Here is a 20,569-nt window from a genome sequence, read left to right as displayed (position 1 = left end):
CCGTGCGTACCCAGGTGATCGTCCTCAACGGAGGCTCCAGCTCCGGCAAGACCAGCCTCGCGCGGAGCCTCCAGGACCTGCTGCCCGACCCCTGGCTCGCCTTCAGCGTCGACACCCTCGTCGACGCCCTGCCCGCGCGCCTGCGCGAAGGCGGCGAGGGCATCGCCGCCGACACCGACACCGTCGCCGTCGGCGACGCCTTCCGCCGGCTCGACACCGCCTGGGCCCACGGGATCGCGGCGATGGCCCGGGCCGGCGCCCGCGTCCTCGTCGACGACGTCTTCCTCGGCGGCCCCGCCTCCCAGGCCCGCTGGCGCGGGGCCCTCACCGGGCTCGGCGTCCTGTGGGTCGGCGTCCACTGCGACCCGGCGGTCGCCGCCGCCCGCGAAGCCGCCCGCGGCGACCGCGCGACTGGCATGGCCGCAGCCCAGGCGACGGCCGTCCACCGGGGGGTCCACTACGACGTCGAGGTCGACACCGGCACGGACCCCCTGGACCGGTGCGCGGCCCGGGTGGCGACCCGGCTGGTGTGACCGCCGGGGCCCCGAGCCTCAGCCTCCGGTGCCGGGCAGGCCGAGGGCGGCGGCGAAGGCGGTGAAGGTGGGGGCGGCGGTGCGCCAGGCGCAGAGGCGGGGGTCGGTCCAGAAGTCGCTGCCGACGACGCGGGGGTCGGTGGGGCTGGTCCGGTAGTCGAGGGCGAGGGCCACGTCGGCGCCCGGGACGCGGCAGACGGCGATCAGGACGGCCCGTTCGACGTCGAGCCAGGGGAGCTCGACCGGCGCGTGGGCCGTGCTGCCGCGGGTCTCGCGGAAGAAGGCCAGGGAGGGGTCGTCGGCGAAGGCGTCCAGCGAGCGCGACTCCCGCTCCATGCTCTCGGCGCTGCCGAGGAAGTCGACCGGCTCCTCGAACCAGGGGACGGCCCGGCGCAGCTCGTCGTCGCCGGGATGGTGCCAGTGCCCGTCCTCGATGAGGTGCACGAGCAGCGGCGGCAGCTCCAGTCCGCGTGTCGACCAGGTCATGGCGCCGAGCCTCTCATGTCGGCGGGTGTGTGGGAAAGATGGAGGCAGGAGGGGGGTCGGGTGAAGGACGGGGCGGGTGCGGGCGGCGGGACGCCGCGGGGCTCCGGCGGGCGGGGCTCCTCTAGAGTTGGGGGCCGGTCCGGCGATGGGGGCCGGTGGGTCTAGTGAGGAGCAGGTCGTGGGCGACGTGGCGGCTGTGCAGCAGGAGATCGCGCGGGAACTCCAGGTGGGCTCGGAGTTCGACGCGCAGGCGGAGATCGAGCGTCGGGTGGCGTTCCTGGCGGAGCGGCTGACCTCGACCGGGCTGCGGTCGCTGGTGCTGGGGATCAGCGGCGGCGTGGACTCGACGACCGCGGGCCGGCTGTGCCAGCTGGCGGTGGAGCGGGCCCGGGCCGAGGGCCACGAGGCGACGTTCTACGCGATGCGCCTGCCGTACGGCACGCAGGCCGACGAGGCTGACGCGCAGCTCGCGCTGGGCTTCATCCGCGCCGACCGGGTGCTGACGGTGGACGTGAAGGCGGCGAGCGACGCGGCGATGGACGCGGTGGTGGCCGGCGGGACGGAGTTCCGCGACGCGCACCACCGGGACTTCGTGCACGGCAACATCAAGGCCCGGCAGCGGATGGTCGCGCAGTACGCGGTGGCCGGCGCCCACGACGGCCTGGTGGTGGGCACCGACCACGCCGCCGAGGCGGTCTCCGGGTTCTTCACGAAGTTCGGCGACGGCGCGGCCGACGTGGTGCCGCTGACCGGCCTGACCAAGCGCCGGGTGCGCGCGGTGTCGGAGGCGCTGGGCGCGCCGGCCGCGCTGATCTGGAAGACGCCGACCGCCGACCTGGAGACGCTCAAGCCGGGCCTGCCGGACGAGGACGCGCTCGGTGTCACCTACGACGACATCGACGACTTCCTGGAGGGCAAGCCGGTGGCGGAGGAGGCGTTCGCCGCGATCGTCCGCCGGTACCGGCTCACCGAGCACAAGCGGCAGCTGCCGATCGCGCCCTGACGGTTCAGCGGGCCGGGCAGAGGGTGGCCTGGAGGGCGGCGAGGATCTTCTCGGCGGTCTCCGGGCCGAACCCGTCGGGGTGGGCGGCGCTGGTGAAGCGCTGGTTGGTGAGGTCGACCAGCTTGGCGCGGTCCTTGGGGAAGTTGTAGACCGCCTGGCACTGGTTGCGGGCGTTGTCGATCGCCTTGTCGGGCTTGCCGCCGACGATGTCCTTGTCGATCGCGTCGAGGGCGGCGATCAGCCTGGCGGTCCCGGCGGCGTCCGGCTTGGCGGGCAGGCCGGCGTCGGCGGGCGGCGCGGCCTTGCTGGCGGGCGCGGACGGGGCGATCGGGTCGGCGGAGGCGCTGCCGGTGGCGGCCCCGGCGTCGGAGGACGCGGCGGGGGCCGCGGCGGCGGAGGAGCCGGACGTGCCGGGGGTGCCGGAGGTGCCGCTGGAGCAGGCGCTCAGGGTGAGGAGCGCGAGCAGCGGGGCGGCGGCGAGGGTGAGGGTACGCGGTCGCATGGCCGACACGATGTCATGTCCCCGCCCCGGTGGTCGAGGGTGAGCGCGATGTCCGATTGCCGCCAGCTTTGTTGAGCGTAGAACAACAGGATGGACGTCATGCGAAGCATCCCCGAGGGAGAGGGAACGGACATGGCGGTCGAGGTTCAGGGCCGGGCTCAGGTGCGGACGATGGCTGGGGAGGTCGCGCTCGTCACCGGCGGCAGCCGGGGCATCGGCGCCGCGATCGCGCTCCGGCTGGCGGAGGAGGGGGCGGACGTCGCGTTCACCTACCGCGACAGCGCGGAGCGCGCGCAGGCGGTGGTCAAGGAGATCGAGGCGCTCGGACGCCGGGCGGTCGCCCTGCGGGCCGACAGCGCGAGGCCGGCCGAGGTGCGGGCGGCGGTCGGAGCGGTGGCCGAGCGGTTCGGGCGGCTGGACGTGCTGGTGAACTGTGCCGGCGTGGGCGCGGTCGGTCCGTTCGCGGAGGTGACCGACGAGCTGACGGACCAGGTGCTGGACGTCAACGTCCGCGGCGTCCTGACGGCCTGCCGGGAGGCCCTCGCGCACCTGGCGGACGGCGGACGGATCGTCACCATCGGCAGCTGCATGAACGAGCGGGTGCCCTTCGCCGGCGCCGTGCTGTACGCGACCAGCAAGAGCGCGCTGACCGGGCTGACCAAGGCACTGGCCCGCGAGGTCGGCGACCGGGGGATCACCGTCAACCTGGTCAACCCGGGGCCGACCGACACCGAGATGAACCCGGCGGACGGTGACGGGGCGGACTTCCAGCGCTCGCTCACCGCGCTCGGCCGCTACGCCGCCCCGGCGGAGATCGCGGCGGTGGTCGCCCACCTGGTCGGCCCCGGCGCACGGTACGTCACCGGGGCGACCGTGGCCGTGGACGGCGGCTTCTAGGCCGTTCCCGGCCACCCGTCCGGGGCGCGGGACCGTACCGGCGGGGCCCCGCGCCCCGCGGGGGCGTCACGGGAGCCAGGTGATCGCGCCGTCCGGGACGGGGTCGTCGAGGCGGCGCAGGCACGAGGGCCGCAGCAGGCACTGGCGGAGCAGCTCCCGGGCCACCGTGCGGGCGAGCTCGACGGCGCCGTGCGCCTGGAAGTGGGTGTTGTCGGCGACTCCCGCGGGGTAGTTGCCGCCGGCGGCGAGCCACAGGAAGTGCGCCTTGGTGCCCTCGGGCCCGAGCCGCTCCCAGGCGGCGAGGCTGAGCGCCTGGAGGTCGATCAGCGGCACCTGCTCCGCCGCCGCGAGGTCGCGCATCGCCTGCGGGTACAGGCCGTGCGAGGCGTGGGCGTGCCCGGCGGCGTCGAACCGGCGGCGCTCGACGGAGGTGACCAGCACCGGCAGCGCACCGCGCTCCCGCGCGCCGTCCAGGTAGCGCCGCAGGTAGGCCTGGTACGTCGTGTACGGGTCGGTGCCGCGGGCGGGGTCGGAGGTCTTCTCGTCGTTGTGGCCGAAGGAGACCAGCAGCAGGTCGCCGGCCCGGATGTCGGCCAGGATGCCGTCCAGCAGCCCGAGGTCGGCGAAGCTCTTGGAGCTGGCGCCGGACAGCGCCCGGTCGGCGACGGCCAGGTGGACGGTGGCGAAGGCGGGCAGCGCCTGGCCCCAGCCGGCCCGCGGTGCCTCGGCGGCGGTGTACGCCGAGGCGGTGGAGTCGCCCGCGACGTACAGCGTGGTGCGGCGCGGGCCGGCGGCGGCGGGGCCGGCGCCGAGGGCGAGCAGCGGCAGGGCGGCCGCGCCGGCCAGGGCGGTGCGGCGGGGGAGCGGGGTCATCGGATCCTCCTCAGAGCCAGGGCTGCCAGTCGTCGCCGCCCAGCAGGTAGGCCTCCCGGGTGTGCGCGGCGGCCTGCTCCTCGGTCAGCTGCGGCCGGTTCGCGGGGACGGTCACCACCGCGCCGGGCCCGGTGTTGGCGTACTCGGCGAAGCGCTGGCTCTGCCACGGGTGGCTCGCGGACATGTCGGTGTACGGGGCGACCGCGTCGATGCCGGCGCCGATCACCGACTGGCGGGTCGTCAGCATCGGCCAGGCGGTGGGGTCGCTGCCCGGCACCCACGGCCGGGCGAGGCAGTAGGCGCCGGCCGGTGCGGTGCTGGTGAAGGTGCACTGCCGGGCGAGGAAGCCGCGCGGGTTCGCGCGGGCGGTGCTGGGCGCGAAGACGAAGCCCTGCGGGGTGGAGGAGAGGTCGGTGCGGGCGAGGGTGCGCAGTTCGCAGCGGTCGAAGACGGCGGTGGCGCGCCCGAAGACGAAGTCGACGTCGCCCTCGACGTAGCACTTGCCGTAGTACTGGCGGGCGAAGACGGCGAGCGAGGGGGAGTCGGCGTACAGGGTGTCCTGGTGGCCGAGGAAGCGGCAGCGCAGGAAGGCGCTCCGGTCGCCCGTCGCCTTGACGGCGACCGCCTGGGTGCCGGTCCAGCCGGGGTGGTCGGCCCGCAGCCAGTCGTTGGCGAAGGTCAGGTCGCGGGCGGTGAAGCCGGCCCCGGCGAGGGTGGCGGTGGCGCTGCCGGTGGTGCCGAGGACGGTGCCGTCCGGCCGCGGGGTGCCGGCCGCGTTGCCGTACACGATCACCACGTCCCGGGCGTTTCCGGTGGCGCCGACCACGGTGAGGTACGGGCGGGAGGCCGGCACGGTGACGGTCTCGCGGTAGGTGCCGGCCGCGAGGACGAGGGTCCAGCCGGTGGCGGCGCTGGCGCCGGTCGGGGTGGCGGAGACGGCGGCCTGGACGGTGGTGTGGTCGCCGCGGCCCGCGGCGTCGACGTACAGCGTGCGGGGGGTGAGGCGGGCGGCGGGCGTGCCGTACGGGCCGAACGGGGCACGGGCGGCGTGCGCGCTGCCGGGGACGGCGGCGCCGAGCAGCGCACCGGCCGAGGCGAGCAGGACGGCGCGGCGGGAGGGGATCGCAGGGGGCATGGCGGCTCTCCTGGCAGGGGCGGGCAGGGGTGGGCCGGGCAGGGGTGGGCCGGGCCCCGGCGCGGCGGGTCGCGTCGGGGCCCGTGCGGGTGGGCGGGCGGCCTACAGGTGGCCGGCGCCGGCCGAGGCGGTGACCTTGGCGGGGACGGCGGAGGCCGCGTCGACGGCGGTGCGCAGGGTGGGGGTCCAGCCGGCCGAGGTGCCGAGCTTCTTGCTGGAGTTGGCGGCGTTCCAGGCGGCGATCAGGTCGGTGGTGGTGCCGTTGACCGCGTTGCCGCTCGCGGTGAGCGCGGTGCCGCCCCAGTTGTAGAGCACCTTGCCCGCGGTGACGCCGGAGGGCAGGGCGAAGTAGTTGTTCTGCGCGACGATCTGCGAGGACTTGCCGACGCCGATGCTGTACTCGTAGTTCCCGGCGGTCGGGACGAAGTAGTTGTTGTAGACGTCGACCTGGCCGAAGCGCACCCGCGGCGCGCGCTCGACGGTGTTCTGCCACAGGTTGTGGTGGAAGGTCACCTTGAGGTGGCCGGAGTCCACCGTGGAGCTGTCGCTGTTGCCGATCAGGTCCGTCTTGTCGTGGTCCTTGAAGACGTTCCACGAGGCGGTGACCCAGTCCGCGCCCTTGACCACGTCGAGCAGGCCGTCGTGGACCTGGTAGAGCCGCCCGAAGTAGCTGGGCAGCGAGGAGTCCGGGACGGCGCCGTCGGAGAAGGTGTTGTGGTCCACCCAGACGTGGGTGGCGTTGTAGACGGTCATCGCGTCGTACATGGAGTTCCAGTTGCCGCTGGAACCGTCGGTCGGGTCCCACTGCGGGAAGCAGTCGGCGGCGTTCTCGAAGGCGATGTTGCGGACGATCACGTTGTCCACGTTCTTGACCACCAGCCCGCCGCCGCGCAGCTTGGCGTTGTTGACGCCGACGATGGTGGTGTTGGCGCCGACGTTGATCTGCACCTTGTCGGCCTGCAGCTTCTGCGAGGCGGCCCGGGCGCTCTCCTGGGTGCCGGAGGGCACCTTGGAGGTGCCCCACACCTTCGGGTCGTACGCGGCGAGGTAGGCGGAGAGGCTGTAGCCGCCGGTGGTGTAGGCGGAGCAGGCGAGGTGGTTGCCGGCGTCGTCGGTGTTGAGGTCGATCGTGCCGGACAGGTAGACGATCTTCGGGGTGGCGTTGGAGCCGTTGCTCGAGTTCTTGCCGCCGAGGGCGGCGACCAGCTGTGCCCGGGTGGAGACGGTGACGGTGTGGGCGGCGTCGGCCTTGGACCCGCCGGTGGTGCCGGTGGTGGCGGCGGCCCAGCCGTCGCCCGCGGCCAGGGTGGTGTGGCCGAGGTCGGCGGCCTGCGCGCCGGTGGGGGCGGCGAGCAGGGTGGTGCAGAGGGCGGCGGCGGTGCACAGGGCTGCGCGGGGCAGGCGCATGGCGGGAGCTCCTCGTCGAGCGCGGGGGTGGGGTGGGTGCGCGGGGGCGATACGCTCTTCCGATCGGGTTCAGGAATATGAACCTCGGTCGCATCCGTGTCCGGACCCTAGGGAGCGTCGGGCGCACATGTCAAGACGCCCGGCGCGGCCGCGCGCGGCGGCACCAGAAACCCCGACGCCTCGTCAGAGCGGCGCCGGGGCAGCGGTGGTGGAGTCCTCAGAAGTGACGGGTCGCCAGGGTGAGGCGGTCGCGGGCGTCGAACAGGGCGTGCCGGATGGTCTCCTCGCGCCCCGGCGAGAGCCGGGCCACCGGGACGGAGACCGACACCGCGTCGCGGGCCGGCGAGCGGTACGGGATCGCGACGCCGAAGCAGCGCACGCCGAGCGTGTTCTCCTCGCGGTCCACCGCGTAGCCGCGGGCGCGGACCTCCGCCAGCTCCTCGATCAGCTCCTCCCGGTCGGTGTGGGTGTGCTCGGTCAGCGGCTCCAGCTGCTCCGGGAGCAGCCGGCGGATCTGCTCGTCGGTGTGGGTGGCGAGCAGTGCCTTGCCGTGCGAGGTGGCGTACGCGGGCAGCCGGCGGCCGATCCGGGTGAACGGGCGCAGGCTGTGCTGGGACTGCCGGGTGGCGAGGTAGACCACGTTGGCGCCGTCCAGCCGGGCCAGGTGGATGGTCTCGCCGGTGTCCTCGGAGAGCAGGTCGAGGGTCGGGCGGGCGGCGGCCACCACGGCGTCGCCGTCGATGTACGAGCTGCCGACCAGCAGGGCTCGCACGCCGATGCCGTACCGGGTGCCGGTGGCGTCGGTCTCCACCCAGCCGAGCTCGGTCAGGGTGCGCAGCAGCATGTACAGGCTGGACTTGGGGTAGCCGGTCTGCTCCTGCACCTCGGCGAGGCTGTGCATGCCGGTGTTGCCGGCGAAGTACTCCAGCAGCTCGATGGTCCGCACCGCGGACTTCACCTGGGCACCGCCGCCGAGGGCGGCGTTGGTCGTCGGCGAGGACATGCCCTTGACCCCTTCCTGTCGCGCGGCGTATCGTCCCGCGAGTTCAACGAGATGTATGCCGTTCAGCATACTGAACAGATGGGTGGTTGTGGGGCGGTGCCCCCCGGTGGGCCGGAACCGGTCCCCGCTGCGGACGCTACCGGACCCGCGACCCCGCTGAGGAGGTCCGCGCAGTGAGCACCGACGCAGTCCCGAGCACCGCCGTGGTCAGCCACGACCCGCGCACCGGCGAGCCCCGCGCCGAGATCGCCGTCGAAGCCGGACCGGCCGAGGTTGACCGCGCCGTCCGCGCCGCGGCCGCCACCCTCGACGCGCTCGCCGACCGCACCCGGCGTGCGGCCCTGCTCCGGGCGGCCGCCGACCGCCTGGAAGCGGCGGCCGAGGAGGTCGTGGCGACGGCGGACGCCGAGACGGCGCTCGGACCGGTCCGACTGCGCGGGGAGCTCGCCCGGACCACCTACCAGCTGCGGGAGTTCGCCGCGGTGGTCGAGCACGGCGCCTTCCTCGACCTCGCGCTCGACCGGGCCGACCCCGCGCTCGGCCGGCCGGACCTGCGGCGGATGAAGCTGCCGCTGGGCGTGGTCGCCGTCTTCTCCGCCAGCAACTTCCCGCTCGCCTTCAGCGTCCCCGGCGGCGACACCGCGAGCGCGCTGGCGGCCGGCTGCCCGGTGGTGGTGAAGGGCCACCCGGACCACCCCGCGACCGGCGAACTCTGCGCGCGCCTGCTCCGCGAGGCGGCCGAACGGGTCGGACTGCCCGCCGACGTGGTCGCCCTGGTGCACGGACTGGACGCCGGCGTGGAACTGGTGCGCCACCCGCTGACCGCGGCGGTCGGCTTCACCGGATCGGTGCGCGGCGGCCGGGCGCTCGCCGACGTCGCCGCCGCACGGCCCAGGCCCGTCCCGTTCCACGGCGAGCTCGGCAGCCTCAACCCGGTGGTGGTGACCGAGCGGGCCGCCGCCACCCGCGCGGAGGAGATCGGCGCCGGACTCGCCGGCTCCTTCACCCTCGGGACGGGCCAGTTCTGCGTCAAGCCCGGCCTGGTGCTGGTGCCCGCCGCCGACAGCGGCCCGGTGGAGAAGGCCGTCGTCGCGGCAGCCGCCCAGGCGGCCCCCGGACCGCTGCTCGACCCGCGGATGCGCCGCGCCTTCCTGGACGGCGTACGGCAGCGGGCGGACCTGCCCGGCGTCGAGGAACTGCTCGCCGCGGACGCCGAACCGGTCGACGGCGCGCCGCTCGCCGTCCGCGCCGGCGTGCTCGCGGTCGGCGCGGCGCAGCTCGCGGAGGAGCTGCTGGAGGAGTGCTTCGGGCCGGTGACCGTCCTGGTCCGCTACCGCACGGCGGAGGAACTGGAGACCGTCCTCGGCCGGCTCACCGGCAACCTCACCGCCACCGTCCAGCTCGCCGCCGACGAGGACGGCCCCGAGGCCGCCGCCCTGCTCCGCCGCCTCGAACCACTCGCCGGCCGCCTGGTCGTCAATGCCTGGCCGACCGGCGTCGCCGTCGCCCCCGCCATGCACCACGGCGGCCCGTACCCGGCCACCACCTCCACCTCCACCTCGGTCGGCGCCACCGCGATCGAACGCTGGCTGCGGCCGATCACCTACCAGAACGCACCGCAGGCGCTGCTCCCCGAGGAGCTCCGCGACGGCAACCCGCTCGGCCTCCCGCGCCGGGAGAACTGAGGGGTCCGTTCCGGAAGTCCTTCGGGGCCGCCTCACTGGACCTTGCCCCTGGGGGCAAGGTCTAGGGTGCCTCGCAGGTGATGACATGAAGATCAGTGAAGTCGCGCGACGCGCGGGTGTGACGACGAAGACGGTTCGCTACTACGAGGCCGTGGGGCTGATCGCCCCTGCCCGGCTCGCCAACGGTTACCGGGACTACTCCCCGCACGACGCCCGGATGGTGCGCGAAGCCCGCGCGCTGAACCAACTGGGGATCCCGGTCGAGCGGACCCGCCCGTTCCTCGAATGCCTCTCCGAAGGTCGGGGCCACGTGGACGACTGCCCCTCTTCGCTGGCCGGGTACCGGGCCGCCATCGACGACCTGACAGAACGGATCGACGCCTTGACCGCCCGGCGGGCGGTGCTGGTCGAGCACCTGCGGGATGCCGCCCACCGCAACAGCAGCACCCGCCCCCGTGGGGAAGAGAGCACCGTGAGCGACCTGAGCCGGCTTCCGTCGAACCTGCCCGTCCCCGAGGACGACGGCGCGGCCGACCACCTCCCGGGCCGGACGATGCCGAACATCGATCTCGCCAGTACCGCAGGAAGCACCGTCCCCCTGCACGCGCTGGGCGAAGGCCGTTCCGTCCTCTACTGCTACCCGCTCACGGGCCGGCCCGACACGGACGTACCGGACGGCTGGGAGGCCATCCCCGGCGCGCGCGGGTGCACCGCGGAAGCGTGCGACTTCCGCGACCACCACGAGGAGCTGGCCGCTCTCGGCGCGGCCCGCGTCTTCGGCCTGTCCAGCCAGGACACCGGATACCAGCAGGAGGTCGTCGACCGTCTGCGGCTTCCCTTCGCGATGCTCTCGGACACCACGCTGCGCCTGGCCGCGCTGCTCGGTCTGCCGACCTTCGAGTTCGGCGGAACGACGCTCTACAAGCGCATCACGCTGATCATCCGTGGCGGCGCGGTCGAGCACGTCTTCTATCCGATCTTCCCGCCGAACGAGCACGCCCGTCAGGTACTGGACTGGTTGAAGGACAACCCCGTCTGACCCTGCTCCGGTGTGACGAGCGCGGACTCTCAGTCCGGGTCCTCGGTGGCCCGGAGGCGGCGCAGGGCCAGGATCAGGTTGCCGCTGCCGAACGTCGCGAGCGCGGCTACGCCCCACAGGGTCGCCGCGACACCGGCCCGGTCCAGCACGGCGCCCGCGGCCAGGAAGCCCAGCGGCCCGGTCAGGGTGCTGATCGTGACCACGGCCTGCAACACCTTGGGCCCGAAGCCGTCCGGCAGCCGGGCGGAGAGCAGGCCCATCAGCGGCGCGTTCGCCAGGGGCGCGGCGGCCGACGACAGGCCGACGGCGACGACGAGCACGCCGGCCGGCACGGGCACCAGGAGCGTCCACAGGGGCAGGGCGACGCAGACCAGGGCCGTACAGGCGAGTCGTACGGGGGCGACCCGTGTCGCCAGCACGTAGGCGGCCACCGAGCCCACCAGGCCGCCGGCGCCATCGGTGGCGATCAGCAGGCCGCCGATCCTGGCGTCCCCCTCGAACCGGGTGAACGCCAGCACCGGCAGGGTGATCATCAGGGTTCGCAGCATCAGCCCGAACACCACGGTGGACAGCATCGCCCGGCTCAGGAACCAGTCGCCGTACAGATGCCGCACCCCCGCCCACAGGCCGCGGGGCCCGGCCGCGGACCCTCCGGCCCCGCCACGCCCTGCCGGGACGCGGCGAAGCAGCAGCAAGCCGGAGAAGGCGAACGAGGCCGCGTCCAGCCACACCACGGATGTGGTTCCCACCAGGGGGATCAGCGCGCCCGCGAGCGCCGGTCCGACGAACGCCGAGCCGTTCGTCACACCCGCCAGCGCGCTGTTGGCGCGGGCCAGGGAGCGGGCGTGCGGGCTCAGCAGTTCCATCGCCAGCACCCGCTGTGCCGCGTGGTACGGAACGGCCAGCGCCCCGAGCGCCACGACGATCGCCACGAGGACGGCCAGATCGAGTGCGCCCAGGATCTGCAGCAGCGGGATCAGCGCCACCACCGGAGCGCGGACGAGATCGGAGACGACCATGGTCCGGCGGGCGCCCAGGCGCTGGATGACCTCTCCGCCCGCGAAGCCGAGCAGCGCCATGGGCAGCGCCTGGGCCGCGAAGACCAGGCCCGCCCGGGTGGCCGAGCCGGTGGTCTCCAGCACCAGCCAGGGCAGCGCGAGCAGGGTCATCTGGGTGCCCAACGCCGTCACCGCGCCGGCGACGTAGACCGCCGTCAGTTCACGGCTCGGCCTGCCACCCGCTGTGCCGTCAGGCGCTCCGCCGGGTGGGACGGGGACTGCGCTGGGCCGGGTCGCCGCGATGGTCATCGGGTCGCCCCTTTCTCCTCGGTGGGTCCGGGCCGTGTGGTCGCCCCCGCACCCTGTCGCCCGCCCACCGTCCGGTGCCAGGGAAGGGCCGGTAGCCGCTCGATGCCGGTGCCGCTGCGCTTTCTTCTCTGCCCCGCAGCCCGCCCGTCCGGCAGTGTGATGGTCGTCGGAGCCCACCACAGCCAGGGCCACCGGCGGCGGAAGCGGACACCGACGAAGGGAGGACGGCGATGAGCGGCGGTATCGGAACGGCGGTGCACGTCCCGTCCTTCGCGGCCCGCGACGGACGGCGAGCGGTCGAGACCCGGTATGTGGACGGTCTCCCGCAGATCGTGGCCTGGGACCTGACGACGGGTCAGCGCCGCCGGGTGACCACCGCACCGCTGGGTGTGGAGACCGCCGCCATCGAGCCGGACGGCCACGGCCTGTGGTGGTTCGACGCTGCTCCCGGCGGTCAGGGCCGCTGGCTGCGCGGGCCGTTCGAGGGCGGCCACCCGCGCCCGGCGCTCGACGGCGTGCCCGCCGGGCGGATGCACGGCCTGGCCTTCGACCCCCGCAGCGGCCTCGCCGCCGTCGGCGTCGGGGTCGCGGACCGCTCGCGGTACTACGTCGGCCGACCGGGCGAGCGCGCCCGCCTGGTGGCCGAGGAGCCCGGCTATGCGGCAGTGGTGGGCCTGGCCCCGGGCGGCCGACTGCTGGCCACCACGGGGTGCCCGGCCGGACCGGCCGCGGTCCGGCTGTGGTCACCGGCCTCCGGCGTCCTCGTGGACACCATCCCCGGCGCAGCGGGGGACGGCGGCGGCGGCGCGGTGTGGGCGCTGGGCTTCCGCCCGGACCTCACCACCGCACCGCCGGAACTGCTGCTCGTCCTCGAACGCGCGGGCCGCTACACGCCGGCGTTCTGGCGGCAGGGCGAGGGGATCCGCACGCACGGCCCCGGCTCCGCCCTCGACTTCGACACGGAGATCACCGCCTGCTGGTACGGGCCCGGCCGCACGGCGCTGGTCCAGCAGGACCGGGCCGGACGCAGCCGACTGCTGCGCGCAGACCTCGACCGCGGTACGACGACGGTGCTCCCCACGCCCGAGGGCACGATCATCGACTTCTCCTGCGCACCCGACCGCGCGGTCCACTGCCTGTGGAGCCGCGACGGCGAACTGCCCCGGCCGCTGATCTGCCACCCGGAGAGCCCGGAAGGCTCGGGAGGTGCGGAACACCCGGAACCCCCGGCACGTCCCGACCGCTCGGGCCACTCGGGCCGCGCCACGACGGCGTCACGCGGCACGGTGCCCGGCGGAACGACCGGATCCGGGCGCCGCGAGCTGTGGACACGCCGGCCGTACGGGCAGATCCACAGCTTCGTGGCCACCCCGCCCGGCCGCAGGGCGGGCCACCGCCCCTGGCCGACGGTCTTCCTCGTCCACGGCGGGCCCCACACCCACGACCAGGACGCCTATGACACCCGGACCGAGGCCCTGGTCCAAGCCGGATTCGCCGTGGTGCGCACCAACTACCGCGGCTCGACGGGCTACGGCCCCCGCTGGCGGGACGACTTCGGCCACCGGGTCGGCCTCGCCCAGCTCGAAGACCTCGCCGCGGTGCGCGGCCACCTCATCGACACGGGAGTCTCGGAGCCCGGCCGTACCGGCCTGTGCGGCTACTCCTGGGGCGGCTACCTGACGCTGCTGGCGATGGGCGTCCAGCCCCGGCTGTGGGACGTGGGGCTGGCCGTCGTCCCGGTGGCCGACTACACGGCGGCGTACCGGGCGACGACCCCGGCACTGCGGGAAGTCGACGACCGCCTCTTCGGCGGCACCCCCGAGCAGGTGCCGCACCGCTACCGCGCGGCCAGCCCGATGACCTACGTGGGCCGCGTACGCGGCCCGCTCTTCCTCGCCGCCTCGGCGGACGACGAGAAGTGCCCTCCGGAACAGATCGAGCGCTATCTCGCCGCGCTGCGGCGCCGCGACGTCCCGCACCGCGTCCGGTGGCTCGACGGCGGACACGACGTGGGCCGTGACCCGGCCGGACACGCCGCCGCCTGGGCCGCCATGGTGCGCTACGCCGATGACGCGCTGCGCGCCTCCCCCAGAACCGCCGACCGCCGCAACAGCGGACGGACCGGCTCGCACCACCCCGTTCACCACACCGAAGGAAGGTCAACCCCATGAAGCGTCACGGACTGCGCCTCGACCCCATCAGCGCCACCGAGCGGGAGCGCGGACTCATCATTCCGCCGGCCGGGTCCTCCCTGAACAAGGCGGTCCCGGTCCGGCCGAACGGCCCGGCCCGGAAGTGCACCGCCCGCACGGAGGAGAACACGGAGAAGTAGTCGCCTCCGCAGTGAGCCCAATCAGCGCCGTAGCGGGGTGCCACGCCCGGCACCCCGCCGCGGCGCCGGCCGCGCCGGTGAGGACAGGAGAGCATCATGACCACAGCTACGGCAGCACCCCGCACGAGCAGTCCCCGGCCCAAGGAGCACCGGCCGGACAAGCCCGAGACGGCGGAACCGCGCCAGGACCCGCCGACGTTCCTCAGCGACCCGTACCCGACCCTGGCCAGGATGCGGGAATCGGCCCCGGTCTCCGTGCTGGAGAGCGACGGCGGCCTGCGGCTGTGGATCGTCCCGCGCTACGCCGATGTCCGGGCCGCGCTCTCCGACCCCCGCTTCGCGCAGGATGCGCGGCGCGCCCAGGCCCTGGCCGACAGCCGGGTCCAGGGCGTCAACCTGGGCACCGAGATCACCCACATGCTCAGCAGCGATCCGCCCGACCACACCCGCCTGCGCCGCGTGGTCCAGGCGGCGTTCAGCCGCAAGCGGGTCGAGGCGATGCGGCCGATGGTCGAGCGCATCACCCACGAACTCCTCGACGGGCTGGACGCGGCAGCCGCGAGCCACCCGACCCGCACCACCGCCACGGTGAACCTGGTCCGTGACTTCGCCTTCCCGCTGCCGATCCTCATCGTCTGCGAACTGCTCGGCTTCCCGCCCGAGGACCGCGACCTCTACCGGACGTGGTCGACCACCCTCGTCACCCACGAGGGCGACCACGCGACGTTCCGGCGAGCCGTCCAGGAGATGGGCTCGTACGTCCTGGCCATCGCCGACCGGCGCATCCGCCGCAATGACCGTCCCGCCGATCTGCTCACCGAGCTGCTGGAGGCCCGCGAGCGCGGGGAGCTGACGGACGACGAGATCGTGGGCATGGTCGCCCTGCTGCTGATCGGCGGGCACGAGACCACCGTGAACCTACTGGGCACCTCCTGCCTCGCGCTGCTGCGCGATCCCGGCCAGGCCGCCTGGCTGCGCGCCGATCCCACCCGGATGCCCGGGGCCGTCGAGGAGTTCCTGCGCTACGACTCCCCCATCTGCATGGCCACCACCCGCTTCACCACCGAACCGGTGGACGTCGGCGGGGTGGTGATCCCGCAGGACGAGTTCGTGCTGCTGTCCCTCGGCGCGGCCAACCGCGACCCGGCGCGCTTCCAGGACCCCGACCGCCTCGTCCTCGACCGCCAGGACGCCGGCCATCTCGCCTTCGGCGGCGGCATCCACCGCTGCCTCGGGGCCCTGCTCGGCAAGCTGGAGACCGAGATCGCGCTCACCGCGCTCCTCGCCCGCTTCCCCGGAACGACCCTGGCCTGCCAGGAGCGCGAATTGCGCTGGCGCAACTCGATGATGCTGCGCGGCTTGGAGGCGCTGCCCGTCACCCTGGGCCGCTGACCCCCGTCCCGACCTTGCCGCCCGCCCCGCCTCCCGCACCATCGCGGCCCGGCCCGTCGCGGCCCGGCCCGGCCCGTCGCGGCCCGGCCCGGCCCGGGCCGACCCGGCCCGGGTCGGGTCGGGTCGGGCGAGGAGAACGGGACACGGGGCCCCGGCCCGCCGCCCCCGGGCCGGCGCCCGCAGGCCCTCCGCCACCATCAGCTCCGCGAACGCGGGCGGCAGCGGCCGGCACACCAGCGAGTCGATCAACGCCCGGAGCTCCGCCGGGTCGAGCGGGTCGGCGAGCCCGTCGACCCAGGCGCGGATCCCGGCGATTCCCGGCTTGTCGCCCAACTCCGCCGGCGAGCCCAGGAAGGCCAGCGCCCGCACCCGCTCCGGCCGGGCCGCCGCGAACCGGCGCGCGGTGAACCCGGCACTGGACGCCGCCACCAGCACCGCCCGCTCGACGCCCAGCACGTCCAGGAACGCCGCCAGGTCGGCCGCGAAATCCGCCGGCCGGTACCCGCGCGGCGGCCGGCTCGCCCCGCCGTGCCCGCGCTGGCTGGGCGCGAGCACCCGCAGCGACCCGGGCAGGTGCGCCATCAGCGGCTCGAACGCCCGCCACGAATCGCCCACCGCGTGCAGCAGCACCAGCGGGTCGCCGGCGCCCCGGTCGGCGTACGGCAGCACGATCCCGCCGGGCAGCCGCGCCGTCCCGGTGCGGACGGGCACGGTCATCTCACAGCTCCGTGCGGCGGCGGCGGACCACCACCCACAGGTCGACGGCGGCGAACAGGGTGAGCGCCGCGCAGGCGATCGCGAAGGCGATCAGCGTCCGCTGCCCGGGTGCGCCGGAGGACGGCGGGTCGGCGGCCCACAGGGCGAAGCCCGCAGTGGCGAGCGCGAAGAACGGAGTGAAGAGGACGGACAGCAGGAAGCGCAGCTTGAGGTCGCTCCTGGCGGTGGCGGGTTCGGTGCCGCTCTGCCAGGTCCGAGGGGTCCGCGCCGGTCGCATCCGGGTCCTCGCCTCCCGCGTTCCTGCCTTCCCTCTCAGCGTAGGACGCGGGTGCCGGGAACAGCGCCCGAGGGCTTGTCCGGCAGGCCTTGGCGCGGGCTGCCGGAGGTGCGGACGTGGGCGGTGGCGGCCGGGCGCGGCTGGCGGACGGTATGGGTGCCGGCGCCGGCGGCGGCCGGGACGGCGGAGGCCAGCGAGTAGCGGTCGGGCCGGACCGGTCTGACCGCACGGGCCGGGACGGCCGCGTGCGCGGGGGCGGGCGGGACCACGACCACCGCCGGGACCGCCGCCGCCACCGGGACCGCCGCCACCGGGACCACGGCCGCCACCTGGACGACGGCCACCGGGACCGCCGCCGCCACCGGGACCACCGGGCGGGCGGCCGGCACTCGGACCGGCACCGGGCGCAGTCGCGGCGCGGGCTGCGGCGCGGCGCCGCCGCGGCGCCAGATCGCGGTGAGCCTGGCGTCGGCGGCCGCCAGCGCGGGCTCGGTGAGCGGCAGGGAGAGCAGCACGAGCAGCCCGGCGGCCCATCCGGCGAAGACGTCGGAGATCCAGTGGGTGCCGAGGTAGACGGTGGTCAGCCCGATGGAGGTGGCGGTGAGCCCGGCGAGCACCGCGCCGGTGCGGCGCCAGCGGGTGGCGAGGTAGGCGAGGACGCCCCAGGTGACCACCGCGTTGGCGGTGTGGCCGGACGGGAAGATGGTGCCGCCGGAGAACAGCTCGGGGGAGCCGACGTAGTGCGCGTAGTGCGGGCCCAGCCGACCGGTGACGATCTTGACGCCGCCGACCGTGAAGTTCAGCAGCAGCAGCGCCATCCCCATCACCAGCAGCGGACGCGCGGAGCGCTGCCGGTAGCAGCGCCAGCCGAGCCAGAGGCTGGCGGCGATCGCGGTGGGGCCGCGCTGGCCGGCCACCACCCAGATGTCCAGGTAGGGGAGCAGGTCGGGCCAGCGGTAGTAGGGCCGCAGCTGCTGGAGCGTCCAGTCGAGGTCGACCAGCGGGCTGTCGCAGAGGATGGCGACGACCACCAGCAGGTACGCCAGTCCGGTGAGGCCGAAGAGCAGGGCGTGTCGTCTGCTGATCGGTGGACGACCGTATTCGAGCGATTCCGCGCCGGTATCCGCGCAGTCTGCTTCGGTTATCGGTCGTTCGACGGATTGGTTCTGGGCTGGCACGCGCTTGACATTACCGGCTGCCGCGGATCCTCCCGGCGGATTCCGTGGATCTGTCACCGGGCGGTGACACGAGTGCCCGGTTCTTCACATCCGGCCAGGTCATTGCCGTCCGCTGGGCGGGGCGGTCGTCGGAACGGTGCTCCGGGCGCCGTCCGGGGCGCGGTTTCCTGAATCTCCGTCCAATTGCCCGAGGGGTGGTGCGCACGCGAAAGGGGCGGCCAATTCGCCGGAGTGAGATCCGTCACTGAATTGACCGCCCCTGCGGGGCCGGCTCCTGCGGGCCGTCAGGGGAGCAGGCGCTCGACGGCCGCGGCGCCGTGCTCCTCGAGGTCCCTGCGGGCCTTCTCGATGAGCTCGGGGGTGGGGGTGCGCCCGGAGGCCATCACCATGTCCTCCGGGTCGACCGGGTGCTCGGCGCCCGTGTGCAGCAGGTGGTCCGGCGTCGGTCGGGAGTCGCTGTCCGTCGGTTCGGTCATCAATGCCTCCGTGGTGGGGAGCGCCGGCCGGGACGCGGGCCCTGCCGGTCCGGTGCCGGCCGCCCGGTGGGGGCGGCAGGCCTCTGCACTCCGAGTGTGGACCTTCGGGGGCCGATCCGCGCGATGCGAACCGCCGGTCGACGGCCCGCGCCGCGCCGGACGGAACCGCCGGTCAGTCGAGCGGGCCGCCCGCGACGTAGATCACCTGGCCGGAGACGAAGCCGGCGCCCTCGCTCACCAGGAAGGAGATGGTGTGCGCGATGTCCTCCGGCGTGCCGACCCGCTGGACCGGGATGGCGGTCGCGGCGGCCTGCTTGAACGCCTCGAACTCCATGCCGACCCGGGCCGCGGTGGCCGCGGTCATGTCGGTGGCGATGAAGCCGGGGGCGACCGCGTTGGCGGTGACGCCGAACTTGCCGAGCTCGATGGCCAGGGTCTTGGTGAAGCCCTGCAGGCCGGCCTTGGCGGTGGAGTAGTTGAGCTGGCCGCGGTTGCCCTGCGCGGAGGAGGAGGACAGGCTCACGATCCGGCCGTAGCCGGCGTCCACCATGTACTTCTGCACCGCGCGGGTCATCAGGAACGCGCCCCGCAGGTGCACGTTCATCACGGTGTCCCAGTCCGACTCGGACATCTTGAACAGCAGGTTGTCGCGGAGCACGCCCGCGTTGTTGACCAGGACGACGGGCGCGCCCAGCTCGTCCGCGATCCGGTCGACGGCGGTCTGCACCTGCTCGGCGTCGGAGACGTCGGCGGCGACCGCGAGGGCCCGGCCGCCCGCGGCGGTGATCGCGGCCACGGTCTCCCGGCCGGCCTCCTCGGTCAGGTCGACCACGGCCACCGCGAAGCCGTCCGCGGCCAGCCGCAGCGCGGTGGCGGCGCCGATGCCGCGGGCCGCGCCGGTGACGACGGCGACTCGGGAGGTGCTGGTCTGCTCGGTCATGCTCGTACTCGTCTCTCTTCCGGGGGTGACGGGGCGAGCCGGCGAGCTGTCGGCGGTTCGGCCCGACGAGGGGTGCACAGCGCGTTGCGGCGGCAACCCTACCGGCGGGTAGTCTTCCGGGCCAGAGGACAGCGCCGCAGGTGACGGAGGGTGAGGAGAGGGCGGGGCCGGGCGGGTGAATCTCCCCCCGGCATGGCCCCGACATGCGGCGGAAATATGCCAACTTCGCCGAACATGCGTCTACTATTGGCCCCTGCCTGCCAGCACAGGCCGACCGTTTGTATAGTGTGCGCCAGCAGCCACCGGCTGCACGGCTGACGCGTCCTCCCTCACAGCGGGATGCTCACTCGCCGTTACTGCCCCGCTCGGGTGTCCCACACACACCGGGCGTGACACCGGGACGGATTTCATGGTGCTGGGGGAGATCCCGACAACCCGCGTGCCCGGCCGACTGCAGCAGTCGCCCGGTCACCTCATCCGCGTGGCCCAGCAGGTGCACACCCGCTTGTGGTCCGAATACGTCGGTACCGAGCTCACGGCTCCGCAGTTCGCCGTGCTGCTGGTACTGGCCCTGGAGCCCGGAGCCGACCAGCGCACGGTCGGCGAGCGGGCTTCGCTCGACAAGGCGACGATGGCCGAAATGGTCGCCCGCCTGGTGCGTCGCGGCCTGGTGCTGCGCCGCCGCGACCCGGCCGACGGCCGGCGCAAGCTGCTGGCGCTCTCGCAGAACGGCGCGCAGGCCGTCCGCGAGGCCACCGGCGGCGTGGTCCGCGTGCAGCGGACCCTCTTCGAACCGCTCAGCCCCGACGAGCAGCTGGAAATCGTCCGGGTGATGTCGAAGATAGCCAGGCTGGAACCGGCCGCGGTCGCCGTCATGAACGACGCGCGCCCGACGCTGGACGCCCAGCGGGCGATCGGCTACCTGATCCGGGTGGCCCAGCAGGTGCACACCAAGCTCTGGTCCGAGAAGGTCGGCTCCGAGCTGACCGCGCCGCAGTACGCGGTGCTCGACGCCCTCGAGTCCGAGCCGGGAGCCGACCAGCGGACGGTCGGCGAACTGGCATCGCTCGACAAGGCGACGATGGCCGAGATGGTCAGCCGGCTGGTCCGGCGCGGCCTGGTGCTGCGCCGACGCGACCCGTCGGACGGCCGGCGCAACCTGCTCTCGCTCTCCCCGGCCGGTCAGGAGCTGCTGCACCGCTCCGCCGCCGGCGTGCGCGAGGTCCAGGAGGCGCTGCTCGCTCCGCTGGAGCCGCACGAGCACGAGCCGGCGATGGCGCTGCTCGCCAAGGCGGCCCGGCTGTAACGATTCGCCACCCTGAACGCCAGGCCCCGCCACCCCACGAAGGCGGCGGGCCTGGCGTTCAGGCGTTCGGGCCCGGGCCCC

At 74.5% G+C, this 20,569-nt stretch carries 20 protein-coding genes and 1 pseudogene; 9 read left to right on the top strand and 12 right to left on the bottom strand.

Features of this window, described 5'->3' with window-relative positions:
- Positions 1-2: 2 nt before the first annotated feature.
- On the top strand, positions 3-533 hold the full coding sequence (gene cpt / locus ABEB06_RS08850; RefSeq protein WP_345696259.1) for a chloramphenicol phosphotransferase CPT: 531 nt from the start codon (positions 3-5) through the stop codon (positions 531-533).
- An 18-nt stretch (positions 534-551) separates the two neighbouring features.
- On the opposite strand, the gene ABEB06_RS08845 is transcribed toward cpt, so the two are convergent.
- Positions 552-1,019: a hypothetical protein gene (locus ABEB06_RS08845; RefSeq protein WP_345696258.1), complete on the bottom strand. Its 468-nt coding sequence runs from the start codon at positions 1,017-1,019 to the stop codon at positions 552-554.
- 145 nt (positions 1,020-1,164) lie between these two features.
- On the opposite strand from ABEB06_RS08845, the gene nadE reads away from it, so the two are divergent.
- Positions 1,165-2,022 carry an ammonia-dependent NAD(+) synthetase gene (nadE, locus tag ABEB06_RS08840; protein ID WP_425559590.1) on the top strand — a complete coding sequence of 286 codons (858 nt, stop codon included), beginning with the start codon at positions 1,165-1,167 and terminating at the stop codon, positions 2,020-2,022.
- A 4-nt stretch (positions 2,023-2,026) separates the two neighbouring features.
- Here the strand turns inward: nadE and ABEB06_RS08835 are convergent, their stop codons facing one another.
- Positions 2,027-2,524, bottom strand: a complete 498-nt coding sequence (locus ABEB06_RS08835) for a hypothetical protein (RefSeq protein WP_345696256.1) — start codon at positions 2,522-2,524, stop codon at positions 2,027-2,029.
- A 171-nt stretch (positions 2,525-2,695) separates the two neighbouring features.
- Between ABEB06_RS08835 and ABEB06_RS08830 the strand changes: the two genes are divergently transcribed.
- Complete coding sequence (locus ABEB06_RS08830; protein WP_345696255.1) at positions 2,696-3,421, top strand: SDR family NAD(P)-dependent oxidoreductase; 726 nt, start codon at positions 2,696-2,698, stop codon at positions 3,419-3,421.
- Between the two features lie 66 nt (positions 3,422-3,487).
- Here ABEB06_RS08830 and ABEB06_RS08825 read toward each other — a convergent pair whose 3' ends face one another.
- The 4 genes from ABEB06_RS08825 to ABEB06_RS08810 form a co-directional block, all read right to left on the bottom strand.
- Positions 3,488-4,294 carry a rhamnogalacturonan acetylesterase gene (locus tag ABEB06_RS08825; RefSeq protein WP_345696254.1) on the bottom strand — a complete coding sequence of 269 codons (807 nt, stop codon included), beginning with the start codon at positions 4,292-4,294 and terminating at the stop codon, positions 3,488-3,490.
- Between the two features lie 10 nt (positions 4,295-4,304).
- Complete coding sequence (locus tag ABEB06_RS08820) at positions 4,305-5,429, bottom strand: pectinesterase family protein (RefSeq protein WP_345696253.1); 1,125 nt, start codon at positions 5,427-5,429, stop codon at positions 4,305-4,307.
- A gap of 102 nt (positions 5,430-5,531) precedes the next feature.
- On the bottom strand, positions 5,532-6,836 hold the full coding sequence (locus ABEB06_RS08815; RefSeq protein WP_345696252.1) for a pectate lyase family protein: 1,305 nt from the start codon (positions 6,834-6,836) through the stop codon (positions 5,532-5,534).
- Positions 6,837-7,053: 217 nt separating this feature from the next.
- Positions 7,054-7,839, bottom strand: coding sequence for an IclR family transcriptional regulator (locus ABEB06_RS08810; RefSeq protein ID WP_345696251.1), 786 nt, complete (start codon positions 7,837-7,839; stop codon positions 7,054-7,056).
- 173 nt (positions 7,840-8,012) lie between these two features.
- On the opposite strand from ABEB06_RS08810, the gene ABEB06_RS08805 reads away from it, so the two are divergent.
- Together ABEB06_RS08805 and ABEB06_RS08800 are read left to right on the top strand one after the other, a co-directional pair.
- A complete protein-coding gene (locus tag ABEB06_RS08805; protein ID WP_345696250.1) occupies positions 8,013-9,524 on the top strand; it encodes an aldehyde dehydrogenase (NADP(+)) in 1,512 nt (503 codons plus the stop codon).
- 85 nt (positions 9,525-9,609) lie between these two features.
- A complete protein-coding gene (locus tag ABEB06_RS08800; protein WP_345696249.1) occupies positions 9,610-10,563 on the top strand; it encodes a MerR family transcriptional regulator in 954 nt (317 codons plus the stop codon).
- A gap of 29 nt (positions 10,564-10,592) precedes the next feature.
- On the opposite strand, the gene ABEB06_RS08795 is transcribed toward ABEB06_RS08800, so the two are convergent.
- Positions 10,593-11,870 (bottom strand): MFS transporter, encoded by a 1,278-nt coding sequence (locus ABEB06_RS08795; protein WP_345696248.1) that lies wholly within the window; start codon positions 11,868-11,870, stop codon positions 10,593-10,595.
- A 230-nt stretch (positions 11,871-12,100) separates the two neighbouring features.
- On the opposite strand from ABEB06_RS08795, the gene ABEB06_RS08790 reads away from it, so the two are divergent.
- The 3 genes from ABEB06_RS08790 (at position 12,101) to ABEB06_RS08780 (ending at position 15,594) form a co-directional block, all read left to right on the top strand.
- Positions 12,101-14,041 carry a prolyl oligopeptidase family serine peptidase gene (locus ABEB06_RS08790; RefSeq protein WP_345696247.1) on the top strand — a complete coding sequence of 647 codons (1,941 nt, stop codon included), beginning with the start codon at positions 12,101-12,103 and terminating at the stop codon, positions 14,039-14,041.
- Positions 14,038-14,202 (top strand): hypothetical protein, encoded by a 165-nt coding sequence (locus tag ABEB06_RS08785; RefSeq protein ID WP_345696246.1) that lies wholly within the window; start codon positions 14,038-14,040, stop codon positions 14,200-14,202. Before ABEB06_RS08790 ends, ABEB06_RS08785 begins: the two co-directional genes overlap by 4 nt.
- A gap of 96 nt (positions 14,203-14,298) precedes the next feature.
- Complete coding sequence (locus tag ABEB06_RS08780; RefSeq protein WP_345696245.1) at positions 14,299-15,594, top strand: cytochrome P450 family protein; 1,296 nt, start codon at positions 14,299-14,301, stop codon at positions 15,592-15,594.
- 132 nt (positions 15,595-15,726) lie between these two features.
- Here ABEB06_RS08780 and ABEB06_RS39315 read toward each other — a convergent pair.
- The 5 genes and pseudogenes from ABEB06_RS39315 to fabG form a co-directional block, all read right to left on the bottom strand.
- Positions 15,727-16,311, bottom strand: a pseudogene (locus tag ABEB06_RS39315) (alpha/beta fold hydrolase); the annotation flags it as partial.
- A gap of 1 nt (position 16,312) precedes the next feature.
- Positions 16,313-16,588, bottom strand: a complete 276-nt coding sequence (locus ABEB06_RS08775; protein ID WP_345696244.1) for a DUF6343 family protein — start codon at positions 16,586-16,588, stop codon at positions 16,313-16,315.
- Positions 16,589-16,623: 35 nt separating this feature from the next.
- Positions 16,624-17,619: a phosphatase PAP2 family protein gene (locus tag ABEB06_RS08770; protein ID WP_345696243.1), complete on the bottom strand. Its 996-nt coding sequence runs from the start codon at positions 17,617-17,619 to the stop codon at positions 16,624-16,626.
- A 431-nt stretch (positions 17,620-18,050) separates the two neighbouring features.
- Entirely contained in the window at positions 18,051-18,242 is a 192-nt protein-coding gene (locus tag ABEB06_RS08765; RefSeq protein WP_345696242.1) for a hypothetical protein, read from the bottom strand.
- A 172-nt stretch (positions 18,243-18,414) separates the two neighbouring features.
- Entirely contained in the window at positions 18,415-19,182 is a 768-nt protein-coding gene (gene fabG, locus ABEB06_RS08760; protein ID WP_345696241.1) for a 3-oxoacyl-ACP reductase FabG, read from the bottom strand.
- 481 nt (positions 19,183-19,663) lie between these two features.
- On the opposite strand from fabG, the gene ABEB06_RS08755 reads away from it, so the two are divergent.
- On the top strand, positions 19,664-20,488 hold the full coding sequence (locus tag ABEB06_RS08755; protein ID WP_345696240.1) for a MarR family winged helix-turn-helix transcriptional regulator: 825 nt from the start codon (positions 19,664-19,666) through the stop codon (positions 20,486-20,488).
- Positions 20,489-20,569: the final 81 nt, after the last annotated feature.

The sequence above is a fragment of the Kitasatospora terrestris genome (assembly GCF_039542905.1).
In the GTDB taxonomy this organism is placed as follows: Bacteria; Actinomycetota; Actinomycetes; order Streptomycetales; family Streptomycetaceae; genus Kitasatospora; species Kitasatospora terrestris.
This window is presented reverse-complemented; position numbering and strand designations above follow the sequence as displayed.

Bases quoted from the DNA above. Each gene is read 5' to 3' on its own strand.
- ABEB06_RS08795 (WP_345696248.1), bottom strand. From the start codon at position 11,870: ATGACCATCGCGGCGACCCGGCCCAGCGCAGTCCCCGTCCCACCCGGC.
- ABEB06_RS08790 (WP_345696247.1), top strand. From the start codon at position 12,101: ATGAGCGGCGGTATCGGAACGGCGGTGCACGTCCCGTCCTTCGCGGCC.
- fabG (WP_345696241.1), bottom strand. From the start codon at position 19,182: ATGACCGAGCAGACCAGCACCTCCCGAGTCGCCGTCGTCACCGGCGCG.
- ABEB06_RS08845 (WP_345696258.1), bottom strand. From the start codon at position 1,019: ATGACCTGGTCGACACGCGGACTGGAGCTGCCGCCGCTGCTCGTGCAC.
- ABEB06_RS08785 (WP_345696246.1), top strand. From the start codon at position 14,038: ATGAAGCGTCACGGACTGCGCCTCGACCCCATCAGCGCCACCGAGCGG.
- ABEB06_RS08775 (WP_345696244.1), bottom strand. From the start codon at position 16,588: ATGCGACCGGCGCGGACCCCTCGGACCTGGCAGAGCGGCACCGAACCC.
- ABEB06_RS08800 (WP_345696249.1), top strand. From the start codon at position 9,610: ATGAAGATCAGTGAAGTCGCGCGACGCGCGGGTGTGACGACGAAGACG.
- ABEB06_RS08835 (WP_345696256.1), bottom strand. From the start codon at position 2,524: ATGCGACCGCGTACCCTCACCCTCGCCGCCGCCCCGCTGCTCGCGCTC.
- nadE (WP_425559590.1), top strand. From the start codon at position 1,165: ATGGGGGCCGGTGGGTCTAGTGAGGAGCAGGTCGTGGGCGACGTGGCG.
- ABEB06_RS08820 (WP_345696253.1), bottom strand. From the start codon at position 5,429: ATGCCCCCTGCGATCCCCTCCCGCCGCGCCGTCCTGCTCGCCTCGGCC.
- ABEB06_RS08825 (WP_345696254.1), bottom strand. From the start codon at position 4,294: ATGACCCCGCTCCCCCGCCGCACCGCCCTGGCCGGCGCGGCCGCCCTG.
- ABEB06_RS08830 (WP_345696255.1), top strand. From the start codon at position 2,696: ATGGCTGGGGAGGTCGCGCTCGTCACCGGCGGCAGCCGGGGCATCGGC.
- ABEB06_RS08780 (WP_345696245.1), top strand. From the start codon at position 14,299: ATGACCACAGCTACGGCAGCACCCCGCACGAGCAGTCCCCGGCCCAAG.
- ABEB06_RS08765 (WP_345696242.1), bottom strand. From the start codon at position 18,242: ATGACCGAACCGACGGACAGCGACTCCCGACCGACGCCGGACCACCTG.
- ABEB06_RS08810 (WP_345696251.1), bottom strand. From the start codon at position 7,839: ATGTCCTCGCCGACGACCAACGCCGCCCTCGGCGGCGGTGCCCAGGTG.
- ABEB06_RS08815 (WP_345696252.1), bottom strand. From the start codon at position 6,836: ATGCGCCTGCCCCGCGCAGCCCTGTGCACCGCCGCCGCCCTCTGCACC.